Genomic DNA, 13,805 nt, shown 5'->3' with positions numbered 1-13,805 from the left:
TATAATTTACACTTAAATAAATCAACCATTACTGATGAATATATAAGCTAGACTTCTATATTAAAAGGAGAAACCTATGCATATCGAACAACTAGAGTACATTGTAAAGGTAGCAGAAACAGGCTCTATATCTATAGCTGCACATAACCTCCATGTTTCTCAATCTGGAATCAGTCAATCTATTACTAAATTAGAAGATGAGCTGGGGGTTAAAATTTTTAAACGCAACAGACGACTTGGTGCCGTTCCAACGAATGAAGGAAAAACGTTAATTAAAAAGGCTTATGAAGTATTAATGAAGCTTCACGAATTTAAAGAGGAAGCCCAAACATATAACACTGTCCATACAGGAAATTTAAAATTATCATCCATCCCTGGCTTTATGCTGTTTCTGTTGGAACCTTTATCCGCCTATAAAAAAGCCTATCCAAATGTGAATATAGAAATCTCTGAAAAAACTACCCAGCATATTATTGAACAAGTCCAAAATAATCAGCTTGACATTGGCCTAATCACGATTTACGAAGATATATTAAAAAAAGGAGATGATCTAATATTTGAGGTAATACTTGAAGGAAAGATGATGGTGGCCGTCAGCAAAACGTCTCCATTAGCGTTACTTAAAACGATAACTCCTCAACAACTAATGACTCAGAACGTTATTTTATATAATGGTGATTATGTGAAACGATTTGCAAATAAATTAATCAGTCAATTTGGGCCATTGAATATGTTATTTACGACGGACAATTCAGCAGTAATAAAAAAAGCGATTGTTGAAGGTTTAGGAATTAGTTTAGCACCTGACTTCACTTTTAAAAATGATCCAGATATTTTAAGCGGTGAAATAGTCCCTCTCGAAATAATAGAGTTTGAACAGGAAAATGTAGGGTTAGGATGGGTCCGCTCAGACAATAATCATTTTTCAATAAACACAAAGAAATTTTTAGAACAATTTAAATTCTACTCGCGAATGCTGAATTACTCACCACGTAATGAATAATATAGAAATTAAATAATTACAATAAAGGCTGCCTTTGATATCAAAAGGCAGCCTCTTTTTTTAATTAAAACTTTTTTTCAATTCTTCTAATGTTAAATTCTTAGTTTTTTCAACTGGTTTATTGGACGTTGGAATGTATGGGTTGATGGACATGAAGTTCTTTTCGATATAGTTGAAGTCAATAATGTTAACGACTCCATCTTTATTAAGATCTTCTTTCAATCTATCCCCTGAAATTCCAGCATTGTTTGCAACAAGCTTTGCGTCATAAATATCGATTACATTATCTCCGTTGACATCACCAGCAGCAGCCGTATCCGTATAGACATTATAGAAAATACCTTGGACTACTCCATCGATCGTCCTGCTTAAAGTTACTTTTTTGCTGTATTGGAAATGCCCAGGAATATCTACGATTAACGTATATTCATCCTTCGTTGCAGGAATATCCGTTATTGTCATATAACCATTTTCTGAGATATCTGCAGGATACTTTTTACCGTTTTTATCTACCAGATAAGCTTTTGTCCCAATCTTTGAATAGTCTAAATCATAATTATCTAAATTAACTGCTTCACCATGATAGTACCCTTCGAACCATGAGTGCTGAGAAATGAATTTAAACCTTTCAGCAAATGTTGGTAAAGAAGACTTACTACCAGAGCTTGTTTGATAGGAAGATTCTTGATAATAGAATCCACTTTCTACAAAGTAATTATGGTCATCGACTACTTTTAATGTGATATCCAATAAATCAATATCATCATTAATTGAAACTGGTAATTTTGTTTTTTTGTCTGAAATATCTACAGCAAATGTTGAAATATTAGACCAAGTGTTCTCTGTAATTTGTGGCTTTGCAACGTGAATTGTCCAATTATTTTTCTTTGCAAGATCATCTAGCTGTTTAGATGGCTTAACGTCTACAACTTTATAGAAATCAGGGACATCGATTGTTACAGAAGCACTTGTTAAATCTAAAGCGTTTTGAACAGTAAATGTATTTACAAACTCCGATCCAAGACTTACACCTTTTGTATTGTTTTTTATTAAGGAATAATTACTTCCTTTATTAATAAAAGTAAAGTCTGGGAAAGTCGGATTTCCAGCTGTAGCGTAATCATAAGTATAGATAGCTACATTTGTTGGATAGTTTGCATATTCTTCTGGTAGGACACCAAATTTAAATTCACCATTTGCATTTGGGAAAAATTCAGCTGTTGGCCAATAAGAATCTTGATAAGCATACGCGGTATTTGCCTCTTGAGTGATGTCATGACCTCTACTTTTTAAATAATCAATCGTATGGTCATACAATTTTCCATGCACCCAATATGCTGTATAATCTTGTCCGTCATAACTTTCAGTTGTTAAATCTGAACTAGAAAGTTCATGGATTCCTGTTTTCTTATCAAATTCCAGTGTTGGAGCGGTATTATCGATCACCATGTCATTATCAATCTTATATGTTTTACCATCTTCCCCTGTACCAATATAAGAAACGATGTATTTACCTTCTTTAAGTGATTCATATTCTAGTGCTAACGGTTTATTCGGATCACCTGTAAAATGCTTTACTTCACCTGAAAATCCGAAGAAAATTAAGTAATCCGTATCAACTGACGCATTTTCTAAATTAAATGTGCCATAAAACCCAATTGGTTTTCCTTCAAGATCGCTAACCACGACATCAATCGTTTTCATATGACTATTTAACTTGAATTCGACTGGTGTAAACGGCTGGATGTATGGATGAAAGTTACTTAGGTCATTTGTAATTGCATGTTTAAAAAATTCTAATTTTTCGAATCCAGGTTTAGCATAACGAACATGGAAAGGAATTTGATATTCTGCAGTTTTGGACTCATTTTCAATATAAATATATCCCTCATATATACCAAATTCTGCATTAGCTGGAATTGATATTTCTGCATTTAGATTTTTACTCTCATTTCCATTCACTTCAATCGTGGATGGTAATTGAAGCGTCACACAACTCTTTGCAGCATCCTTTGAGACACCATCAATTGTTAAAAATTCAACTCTAGTATGATATGTTTCTAGTTCACTACTTAAATTCTTAATAGAAATCGAGGTTGCTCTATTTTGCGTCTCACTGGATTGTGCAATACTACCAAAAGGTATAGATCCTGAAATGTCATCGATTTCTATTTTTAAACCATTTCCATCTAAGGAAGTCGTCTTATTTTGTACTTCCAATAACGTTGTATTGTGTACTGCCTCATAAGCATCTACACGTCCTGCTCCAACTTCATTAACATTGTACGTACGCCCATTTAAAGGGTCTGCCGTATTCATAAGCGCCGCTTTTACATCTGCCACTGTATAATTTGGATGTGATTGTAATAATAAGGCTGCAATTCCAGCTACATGTGGAGTGGCCATAGATGTACCACTCATACTTGCATAACTACTGGAATAATCGACACCATCTTCTGGACTATTAATATACTCTGGAACAGTAGAGAAAGTAGACACCCCAGGTGCTACCACATCTGGCTTAATATCAAAGTTATTATTTACTGGTCCACGTGAGCTAAAATCGGCTAACACATCACCAGAGGTCATATTTGAATGTAAATCTGATATTTTAAGTTTAGTAGTTGGATCCGCTTTTAATTTATCTGAAAGTTTTACTCCATCACCTTGTAACATTTTAAATGTTGGGACATAGCCATGATTTTCACCCAAGAAATATGGAATTTCTCCATCCTCATTATTGTAAATCAATACAGCTACAGCACCTTTATCATGAGCTCGTCGGATTTTTTCATCAAATGAAATAGTACCACGAGAAATTAATGCCATTTTCCCATTAATGTCTTTGTCAGTATAATCCTCTTCAGTACCAATTCCTACTTCAACAACATCATACTCTTTATCAATTAATTGTAGATAATCCTTACCAAGGCCATGCCCCATTAAAGTATTTTGAACTGAGATATCTGCTAAACTTGCTTTAACGGTTGGAATATCAGTCGGCACATCGCTAGCACCCACAGTGATTGCTAGTGGAGAAGCACCTGGTGAACCTAACGTACCAGGAGTTGGCCCTGCATTTCCTCCGGCTATAACTGGTATGACCCCTTTTAATGCTGCATTGTTGATGGCTACAGATGTTGCGTCTAAGGAATGATTATTACCATTACCTAATGATAGATTTATTACGTCCATTCCATCTTCTACCGCTCTTTCTATTCCTGCGATAACCATTGAATCATATCCTGATCCATATTCTCCTAATACTCGATATGCGTACAAGTCAACATTCGGAGCTACACCAGTCATGGCATATTCAACATCATTTTTAGGGTTAGATGCGATTGTTCCAGCAACATGAGTTCCGTGTTCTGTATAGAATGAACTACCATCTATCGTTTCAGGTTGACCAGATGCAAGCCATTTCGCTCTAGTTGTTTCCATTGGATCGGAATCATTATCGACAAAATCATAGCCACCTTTATAAACGTCTTTTAAATCAGGGTGATTATAGTCAATCCCTGTATCAAGTACACCAATTTTTATTCCTTGTCCTTTTAAGCCCTCATTATGTAAACGATCAACACCTATATGAGGTAGCGCTGGTGGAATTATTTTTCCAGTTGTTAGTTCTTGAGTAGTAGTCGATTCATTTATCGGTAAACTAACGACATTGTCTTTCCAAATCCTTTTAACTACACCAGTCTCAAGCAAGGTATGAATTTCATTTGTAGGAATCGTCATAGCCATTCCATTAAATACATTCTGATAAGTTTGTTTAATTTGATATTTAATTGAATTTTCTTTTATATTTTTGTTTAACTCTTCCTTCTTCTTAAAAATTTCAGTTAATCGTTGTTTAAAATATTCTTGTTCCCCTTTTATCTTTTCTGCTTTATTTTTAGATGTACCTTTTGTTTTTGATTGCTGAGCATTTTCGACCGGAGCTGTTTTGAACTCAACAATGACATTTGCGGTTTTATCTTTAAGTGACAATAAACTTGGATCAATAATGAACCCTTCTTGTGGGGTTAATCTCTTAATAGATTGTTTTTGTTCTTCTGTCAGGCCTTTTAAAATCGATTCAACAGAATTTGATATAGCATACGTTTTTTGCTGAGGCATTAAATAAGATGTAAGTAAACTGGATGCTATTACACCTGATGCCATTACATTTAGGAGTTGTTTCTTTCGAATTTTCATTACTCAACGCTCCTTCTACTGTTTTGATTTCAGCTACAAATTTTAAACCTATTACTTTTTAAAAATAAGAATCTAACAGGTTACCTCAAAAAAAAATGGTTACATTTCACTTAGAGCATCGCTTTCCTCCTGATAGAATGATAGTGTAAAATAAGAGTGTGAATAATTAGACAACTCTATTAATTCATATTCTACTTGAGCTTTTATTCTCGGTAAATTGGGGGAATAGTTCAACATGTTGTTCTAATTCCGCTGCATAATTCTTCAAAAATATCATTAAATATCATCAAATTTTGGAGAATTAAACAATTTTTAGTAATATATATCGAAAAAATATCTTTGTACTTGGGGGAATCATGGTTTTCTAATGCTCAAACACATCAAAGAAAATTTATCTAAAGGAGAATTTCATTATGGATGAGGGGAAAATCATTAGGTTTTATCGCGAAAAATACCAATTAACTCAAGAGCAATTAGGAAAAGGGATTTGTTCTGGAACACATATTAGTAAAATTGAGCGTTTACATACTGAATATGCACCTGAAATAATCACTCTTTTATCAGATCGTCTAGGAATAAATATCGAAAATGAAATAGCAAAACTTAATAATATAAAAAAGCGCTTAAGCCATTGGCATGATGTTATTATCATGCAATTATTTGACGAAATGGATCTTATTAATTATGAACTTCAGCAGGAAGATTTAATTCAAATCTCTGATTATATTTATTTTTACAAATTACTTCGGGTTAAGTATTTAATATTGCATAATTTGACTGACGAAGCATTTACCATCATCAAGGAAATCCAAAAGAAAGAACATAAATTATCTGCCTATGAAGCTAATTTGTTCAAACACGTTTTAGGAGTTTACTATTTAGCAAAACATGAAAATCTCAAAGCTATTCAAGTATTAAAATCAATAAATGACACAGATTACAATAACAAGGAATATACCTATCATTTAGCAGTTGCGTATCATTCGATCGAATCACCAGCTATGGCTTATTTTTTCGCAGATAAATCGCGTCAATTTTTTAAAGAAATTAATAACTATCTTAGAGTGATTGATGCAGAAATGCTTATGGTGATTCAAGTAAAAGATGATGGAGATTTTAAGGAGACCATTCAGAGGTTTGAAAGCTTAATCAAAAGCTGTGACCTTTGTAATTCACCCGATCGAAAAGCAAAGGTGTTACACAACTTAGCTTTTGAATACTATAGAAGAAAAAATTATGAACTAGCCAATAAATACTATAATGAGTCAATGTGTCTTAAAGATAATGAATCAAGTCCTTATTTACTTTCTTTAGAAGGGTATATACGTAGTGCATATTATGGGAGTTTACTTCCAAAAGATGAATTATTACAACTTGTAAATGAAGGACTTGAAAAAGCTCTAAATAAAAATGAACACTTATATATAAACTTATTTACCTTACTTAGTTATTTACTTCAAAATAAAGAACATGAATACTATCATTACTTGTTCGATAATTCATTACCTTTCTTTAAAAAATTTGGTTTTGTTTATTTAATTAAACGTTCCCAAAAAGAATTATTTAATTATTATTTTAAACAGAAAAAAAATGGTAAAGCCTTAAAAATGGCAAATGTATTGATTAATCATTAAATAGAAATTGCATGTAAACTTACCTATCGAAATAATCTGCAGATCCTCTCTTTAAAGGGTCTGCAGATTTTTTTTGAGAACACAAATAAATACCCTAACTCTATCAGGGTTGTGAAGTTCAGCTTTTATTTTATCCTTCAAATGTTTAAAAATGGTTCATACGCATAAAATTCCCGATTCTACACATAATGAGAAAAAATTATGTTGAGGGATACAGATGAAGTTACAAAACAACGATACGGAACAGGAATCCCAAAATTCACCCGAACAAAACTGGATTGAACGCTTTTCTAAATCCAATGACTTTGTTCATGTGCATACTTCTCTACTAGATAAGGAGCCATTTTGGCTTTCCTATTTTCGTACCCTCATATCATCAGACATTTTACATAAAGATGTGTTGCCATATTTACAGGAACAGCTAAGTCTCGAAGAATTAAAAAGCAAAATCCCTGTTCAAGAAATTATTTTTACAAAGGATACAAATAAAATCATCCAAAACATATTGAATGGATATTTGGCAATACAAAGTCATCGATTTGATGAAGAATGCTTATTAATCAATATAGCTAACAGTAAATTTCGTGATGTCGGCATTCCGACCATGGAATCTTCGGCATTAGGACCACAGGTTGGCTTTATTGAAGAATTAGACACGAACATCAATCTGATTCGAAAGAGATTACCCGCCGCTGAACTACTTGTAAAAGAAATGACGGTCGGGGAACTGTCGAGAACCAGAGTAGCGGTTATTTATATGGATGGGATCGCTGATCCAGAAAACGTAAACACAGTGATCCAACGAATTGAGGATATTCAATATGATCAAATTTTAGACAGTTCCTATATTGCGTCTATGATAGAGGATAATTCTCACTCTTTGTTTCCTCAATCCATCTCAACTGAGAGAGTGGACCGGGTTTCGGCAGGACTTCCTGAAGGGAAAATTATTATTGCGGCTGACGGGTCACCGAATCTTGTCATCGCACCTGTTACTTTAATTGAATCCTTAATAGCCATGGAGGATTATAGTTTCTCATGGATCATTTCTAATTTTTTTCGCTTATTGCGATTTTTCTCGATTTTCATATCAAGTCTAGTCAGTCCTTTATACGTTGCGACAATGACCTATCATTATGAATTGATACCTGCGAAATTATTAGAAAATTTGGTTGGTTCAAGAGTATCCGTTCCATTCTCTCCTTTTTTGGAGGCACTAATTTTAGAAATTATGATAGAAATGGTCAAAGAAGCTGGAATTCGTCTACCTACAAAAATCGGACAATCCCTTGGCGTTGTTGGTGGTATTGTCATTGGTCAAGCCGTCGTTGAAGCAGGATTAACCAGCAATGTTTTGCTTATCCTAGTAGGGCTTGGAACTTTAGCTTCCTATATCGCACCTGTTTATAAATTTAGCAACACCATTCGATTTTTTAAATTCCCTGTCATCATTCTTGCCCAATTTTTAGGATTATTTGGGGTGTTTGTTGGATTATTATTTACTGTTTTACATACGCTCAGATTAACCTCACTTGGTCGTCCCTATTTAAGTATGTATCCTTTAAGGAAAACAGCCTTCCAAGATCTATGGATCAGACTTCCTTTTTCAATGCAAAAAGAGAATCCGCAATCGCTTCGGCCGCAAAAAAAGCGAAAATCTACTGAAGGTGGAAAGAACCCAGAGCCCATGAATGATTTCTATGAATAAAGAAGGGAGATATTTTTTTTATGCAAATTGATAAAAGGCATCAAATTTCTCCCTATTTAGTCTTTTTTACCATCTATAGTTCACAGGTTGGTGTGGGAATATTAAGTTTTCAAAGAATCATTGCTAAAAAGGCAGGTTATGATGCCTGGATAGGGGTTTTACTGGCTGGCTGCTTTGTTCAACTATTTATTGGGATGATGTATAAGCTTTTAGCAAAAGCTGATGGGGACATTGTGGATGTTCATACAATGGTCTTTGGTAAAGCCATTGGCAAATGTTTCAGCTTGATCATATTGTTGTATTACTGGTTAGCTAGTGTATCCGTTTTACTTGGCTATATTGAAATCATTCAGGTCTGGATGTTTCCCAATTTGTCCGCATGGATTCTTTCCATCATAATATTGGTACTCGTTTATTATTGTGTATCTGGGGGATTTCGAGTGGTCGTTGGAATCTCATTTTTATCCTTTATTTATCCACAAATTTATCTCATCATTCTATATGTTTTTCCAATAAAAGTGGGTCACTTTTCTAATTTATTGCCGATTATGAATCATACCTTTATGGATTTATTGGATTCTGTTAAAAGCTCCATGTATACATTAGCGGGCACGGAAACGTTGCTCATGTTTTATCCTTTTATAAAAAATGTACACTCATCCAGAAAATATGCTCATCTGGGGGCCTTATTTACTACCCTGCTCTATATTTTTTCTGCTATTGTTTCGTTTTCCTTCTATAGTGAAAAACAATTAGCATCAACCCTTTGGCCAGAACTGTCTTTAACTAAAATCATGAAGTTTTCTTACTTGGAACGATTTGAATACATCTATATTTCTATGTATTTAGTCATCGTTACCGCCTTACTCGCACTCTTACTATGGTGTTCTAGCAGGGGTCTTAAGAAAATTTTTAATAAAAAGCAAAAATACAGCTTAATTGCCCTTAGCATTGCTGGTGTTCTACTATGCCAATTCATTAAAGATCCTTATAAAGAACTGTTTGATCAATTGATTACGCAAATGCATTTATGGATATTTTATGTGTATATCCCTGTACTACTTCTAGTCCTTACCTTGTTAAGAAGGGGTCATAAAAATGGCTAAGCACTCTGTACTTGGATTGTTTCTACCACTATTTTTAACTGGTTGTTCCCTTATTCCTCCTACCATTGTTAATGAAATAAATATGGCACAGGGCGTAGGGTATGATGCCGCTTCAAATAACAGAATAAGAGAGACGATCGTTTTTCCTATTTTTAAAAAGGACAAGTCTTCCTCTACTGAAATAAAAGAAGGTATTGGGCAATCGAGCAAAGAGATTCGTGCCCTCATAAATAACGAAACAAGATATCCTTTAGTTAGTGGGCAGCTTCGTTTAGCTTTATACGGGAAAGCTTTGTCAAAAAGAGGGATTAACGATTTTGTAGATACCCTAAACCGTGATCCTTCCATTGGAAGCCTTGTTCAATTAGCCATTGTAGATGGTGAATCATCTGATATATTAATGACAGAGAAATTTAAAACAGAGAACATTTCCATATTTATACAAGAATTACTTGACCAAAACATGGTTTCCGGACAACTTCCTCGAACTAATTTACAGAGCTTTCTATTTCAATTTTCTCAGGTTGGACAGGATCCCTATTTGCCATTAATAAAGAAGGAAAAAGGCTCGATTAAAATCAATGGTTTGGCCATTTTTAAAGATGATCGATTTGTCACATCTTTATCATTAGACGATCAGTTCATATTTAAAGGACTAGTTGATACTTATAAGCATGGACTACACCAATTTATTTTAAGTAATGGTGAGAAGGTCGTTTTAGATATTCTTCATTCAAAGGCAAAATACAAAGTGAAATTAGTAAAGGGTAGACCGGTATTTACGATCTACTTAAAAATGAACACTAGACTTCAAGAGTTCTCTTCTCCAAAGAAACAAAGGGTACCTATTGATAAACCAAAACTTCAAAAGGGAGTGGAACAAATTTTAGAAAAGAGTACCTTGAAAATGGTTTCTCGATTTAGGGACCATCAAGTGGACCCGATAGGTCTTGGAGCAAAATATAAAGAACATTATCGAAAATTTAATGAGAAATCATGGAATTTAATTTACCCTCAAGTAAAAGTGATTGTTCATGCTAAAGTTGAAATTAAGCAAACAGGAATTGTTGAGTGATCTTTCATCCATCTGTATTGCTTCATACTATTTTCCCCTTATATAGAAAAAAGCCTTGATAACGAAATGGTTATCAAGGTTTCAGCCTGTAGACAAATCCAGAAACTTTGGTTTTGACGGCAGGCTTTTATGTCTTTATTAAATAGTTTTGCGCTCCAGGCGCTTCACTTTCCGGGGCATTGCGCCTTCCATTCCAATCAACAACGTAATAAAATCAGTACTGCCCTTTAAAGATGAAATACTAACTAAAAATATTCAGATGAATCGTGACCAATTAGAAATGATAGCTTTAGAACAACTAGTACTACGTACTATTGACAAAGTCTAGGGCTAATTTCTCTGAAAGCAGATCAATTTCTTTTACTTTTTATTTCAGAAAAAAGACGAGTATGAATATTCTACCTAATGAGAGGAAAAATAAAGAAAATTTAGTGAGTGGAGGAAAAAAGTTGTCTTCACTTCTTTCGTCATGTCAAGAGATCATAAAAAATGAATTAGGACACTCTTTTGATGTAATCAACAGAGATTTTAACTTAACCCTTCCACGCAAAAGGATAAATTGTAAGATATTTTATCTTATGAGCATTGTTGATACATCTGAAATTGAGGAAACCATTATTAAGCCTCTTCAAAAAAATTATGAATCACAAGTAAGTTCGATTTTTAATGAAACAGCCGATATTGCCAATAATGTTCTGCAGATTAAAAACTATCAATTATTGAAAGTAAAGGAGACAGATAAATTAATTACGGAATTGTTAAACGGAAAGACGCTGCTCTTTTTTGAGCAACAAGACTATGCCATATCTGCATCGACAGCGAAATGGAAAGAAAGGGATGTAGCGTCACCAGAAGGTCAACGTTCACTTAAAGGTCCGAATGCGGGATTTGTTGAGAGTTTAGATACAAATGTATCTCTTGTTAGAAAAATCATTAAAAATAAACAACTGACATTCGAAAAATTCACGCTAGGAGAAAAAACAAATACCGATATCGCAATCTTTTACTTAAGAGATAGTGCAGATAAAAATGTTTTGAATGAAGTGATAAGAAGAATTAACTCCATAAAAATAAATGAAATTATAGGTTCTAACTATATAGAAGAATATATAGCAGATAGTCCTTTTAGTCCTTTTCCAATGATTTTGAATACGGACCGACCAGATGTGGCGGCGGCTGAAATATTAAGCAATAAAATTGGAATTATAGTAGATGGTACGCCTTATGTATTAATCGCTCCCGCCCCGTTTGTTATATTTCTACAAACACCGGATGATTACTATTTTAAATGGAATTTACTCTTTGGTCGCCTCTTCCGGATTGTATCTGTCATTTTGGCAATTTATATCCCAGGCCTCTATATCTCGTTCACCAATTTTCATACAGGGCTCATTCCCTATAATTTGTTAATCAGCTTAATGGGGCAAAGTGAAGGAAGACCATTGCCCTTATTACTGGAACTGCTTTTGTTTACTTTCTTTTTCCAAATGATTATTGAAAGCGCTCTTCGAGTGCAAAAAAGTTTGGTAATGGGGATTTCCATTTTGGGTACGATCGTTCTTGGACAAGCAGCGGTTGATGCAGGAATCGTCCAACCGGCATCACTGGTTGTTATAAGCCTCTCCTACATTTTAGGATTTGCCGTCCCGATCCAAACCATGGAAACCCCGATTCGTTTATTTCGCTATTCTCTTATTATCATTGGGGCATTGCTAGGGCTTTATGGCATCATCCTCGTGACGATACTGCTAGTTTTCCATTTAACGAACCTAAAATCGTTTGGAGTCCCATATTTCAGTCCATGGGGCCCCTTCAATCTAAAAGATCAAAAGGATAGTTTGATCCGGTCATCCATAAAGAAAATCATAAATACTCCAAAGAAATATCATCATGAAGGAGATACCAAAAAGTGAAAAAAATCATTATGGCGGTTTCTTCACTCGTATTACTTATCTTAATCCTGACCAATGCGAAACAAAACGAACTCAGTCGAAATGCCTTTATATCTGCCATCGGAGTAGATGAGGGGACGAAAAAGAAATACAAGGTCTCCCTTCAAATTGTTAACCCTGCTGGATTTACGAAAGACACGAGTCAAAAAACACCTTTTTTTGTGGCGGAGGGAGAAGGAGACAGCTTTATGGAGGCATACAGCAACATATCGAGAAGTGTTTCCAGATTCGCTAACTACTCACAAGTCCAACTGATCATAATCAATGAAAAAATAGCTAAAAAACATGCGTTGAAACAAACAATGGAAAATATGTTTCGACCGGTCCGGTTTCCCTATAACGTCCTTCTACTATTTACGAAAAAAAATAATGCAAGTGATTTTCTTGAGACCTTTTCATTAATCGAACCTTTAACCTCTACTGAAATTAAAAGTTTAGGTAAGAACTTACAAGAAAACTGGGGAGTTCCGGGGATGGCCTCACCCGTAAATTTTAAATCAACGGTGTTAAAAAAAGGAAAAGATGCGGTTCTTCCCGTCATCGAATTGCAAGGAGATATAAAAAAAGGGAAAGAAAAAGCATCATTAGAATCGTCTAAAATTAGTGCAAAGCTTAAATTTGACGGATTAGAGGTATTTAACGGATATCGACCGGTAGGCTGGATAGATGAAAACCAAAGTAAAATATTCAATTTATTGGAGAATAAGCTGGAGATGGGGTATTTTGAGGAAAAATGCTTAAATGATTCAAAGTTTGTCATTCGTACATTTAAAGCTCGCACAAGAATGAAGGGCAAGATTATGAATGGAATCCCACATTTTTCCATCAACACCACTCTACGGGGGAATTTACTTAACTACTTTTGTTCTGAGGATTTGCAGGATCAAGCAACTTCTCGTAAATTGGAGAAAAAACTTGAAAAAACCCTGTCCAAAGAGATCAGTCAAGTGCTTCATACCTCTCAAAAATATCGATCCGATTTTTTAGGACTTGGAGAAATACTTGAAATAAACGATTATGCCAACTGGAGGAAAATTGAAAAGAATTGGGATTATTTATTTGAAAAAAGCGTATTCGATATTCATGTGAAAGTGAATATTGAAAATTTCGGTGACATCTTATAA

Annotated in this window: 8 protein-coding genes; 7 read left to right on the top strand and 1 reads right to left on the bottom strand. The window is 34.3% G+C overall.

Translation table 11 applies throughout. The features are described 5' to 3' along the window. Positions 1-76: 76 nt before the first annotated feature. Positions 77-1,003: a LysR family transcriptional regulator gene (locus AC3A54_RS22310; protein WP_487656284.1), complete on the top strand. Its 927-nt coding sequence runs from the start codon at positions 77-79 to the stop codon at positions 1,001-1,003. A gap of 60 nt (positions 1,004-1,063) precedes the next feature. On the opposite strand, the gene AC3A54_RS22305 is transcribed toward AC3A54_RS22310, so the two are convergent. Beyond that, positions 1,064-5,206, bottom strand: coding sequence for a S8 family serine peptidase (locus AC3A54_RS22305; protein ID WP_487656283.1), 4,143 nt, complete (start codon positions 5,204-5,206; stop codon positions 1,064-1,066). Positions 5,207-5,619: 413 nt separating this feature from the next. Here AC3A54_RS22305 and AC3A54_RS22300 point away from each other — a divergent pair, with 413 nt between their 5' ends. The 6 genes from AC3A54_RS22300 to AC3A54_RS22275 all read left to right on the top strand — a co-directional run bounded on the left by AC3A54_RS22300 (position 5,620) and on the right by AC3A54_RS22275 (position 13,805). Further along, a complete protein-coding gene (locus AC3A54_RS22300; RefSeq protein WP_487656282.1) occupies positions 5,620-6,840 on the top strand; it encodes a helix-turn-helix domain-containing protein in 1,221 nt (406 codons plus the stop codon). Positions 6,841-7,057: 217 nt separating this feature from the next. After that, on the top strand, positions 7,058-8,548 hold the full coding sequence (locus AC3A54_RS22295) for a spore germination protein (protein WP_487656281.1): 1,491 nt from the start codon (positions 7,058-7,060) through the stop codon (positions 8,546-8,548). A 20-nt stretch (positions 8,549-8,568) separates the two neighbouring features. Continuing rightward, positions 8,569-9,654, top strand: coding sequence for a GerAB/ArcD/ProY family transporter (locus AC3A54_RS22290; RefSeq protein ID WP_487656280.1), 1,086 nt, complete (start codon positions 8,569-8,571; stop codon positions 9,652-9,654). Beyond that, positions 9,647-10,729 (top strand): Ger(x)C family spore germination protein, encoded by a 1,083-nt coding sequence (locus AC3A54_RS22285; RefSeq protein ID WP_487656279.1) that lies wholly within the window; start codon positions 9,647-9,649, stop codon positions 10,727-10,729. The genes AC3A54_RS22290 and AC3A54_RS22285 overlap by 8 nt, the downstream gene beginning before the upstream one ends. A gap of 389 nt (positions 10,730-11,118) precedes the next feature. After that, on the top strand, positions 11,119-12,642 hold the full coding sequence (locus tag AC3A54_RS22280; protein WP_487656278.1) for a spore germination protein: 1,524 nt from the start codon (positions 11,119-11,121) through the stop codon (positions 12,640-12,642). Further along, on the top strand, positions 12,639-13,805 hold the full coding sequence (locus AC3A54_RS22275) for a Ger(x)C family spore germination protein (RefSeq protein WP_487656277.1): 1,167 nt from the start codon (positions 12,639-12,641) through the stop codon (positions 13,803-13,805). Before AC3A54_RS22280 ends, AC3A54_RS22275 begins: the two co-directional genes overlap by 4 nt.

The sequence above is a fragment of the Neobacillus sp. Soil_C_43 genome, from assembly GCF_057656715.1.
This window is presented reverse-complemented; position numbering and strand designations above follow the sequence as displayed.

Bases quoted from the DNA above. Each gene is read 5' to 3' on its own strand.
- AC3A54_RS22310 (WP_487656284.1), top strand. From the start codon at position 77: ATGCATATCGAACAACTAGAGTACATTGTAAAGGTAGCAGAAACAGGC.
- AC3A54_RS22305 (WP_487656283.1), bottom strand. From the start codon at position 5,206: ATGAAAATTCGAAAGAAACAACTCCTAAATGTAATGGCATCAGGTGTA.
- AC3A54_RS22300 (WP_487656282.1), top strand. From the start codon at position 5,620: ATGGATGAGGGGAAAATCATTAGGTTTTATCGCGAAAAATACCAATTA.
- AC3A54_RS22295 (WP_487656281.1), top strand. From the start codon at position 7,058: ATGAAGTTACAAAACAACGATACGGAACAGGAATCCCAAAATTCACCC.
- AC3A54_RS22290 (WP_487656280.1), top strand. From the start codon at position 8,569: ATGCAAATTGATAAAAGGCATCAAATTTCTCCCTATTTAGTCTTTTTT.
- AC3A54_RS22285 (WP_487656279.1), top strand. From the start codon at position 9,647: ATGGCTAAGCACTCTGTACTTGGATTGTTTCTACCACTATTTTTAACT.
- AC3A54_RS22280 (WP_487656278.1), top strand. From the start codon at position 11,119: ATGAATATTCTACCTAATGAGAGGAAAAATAAAGAAAATTTAGTGAGT.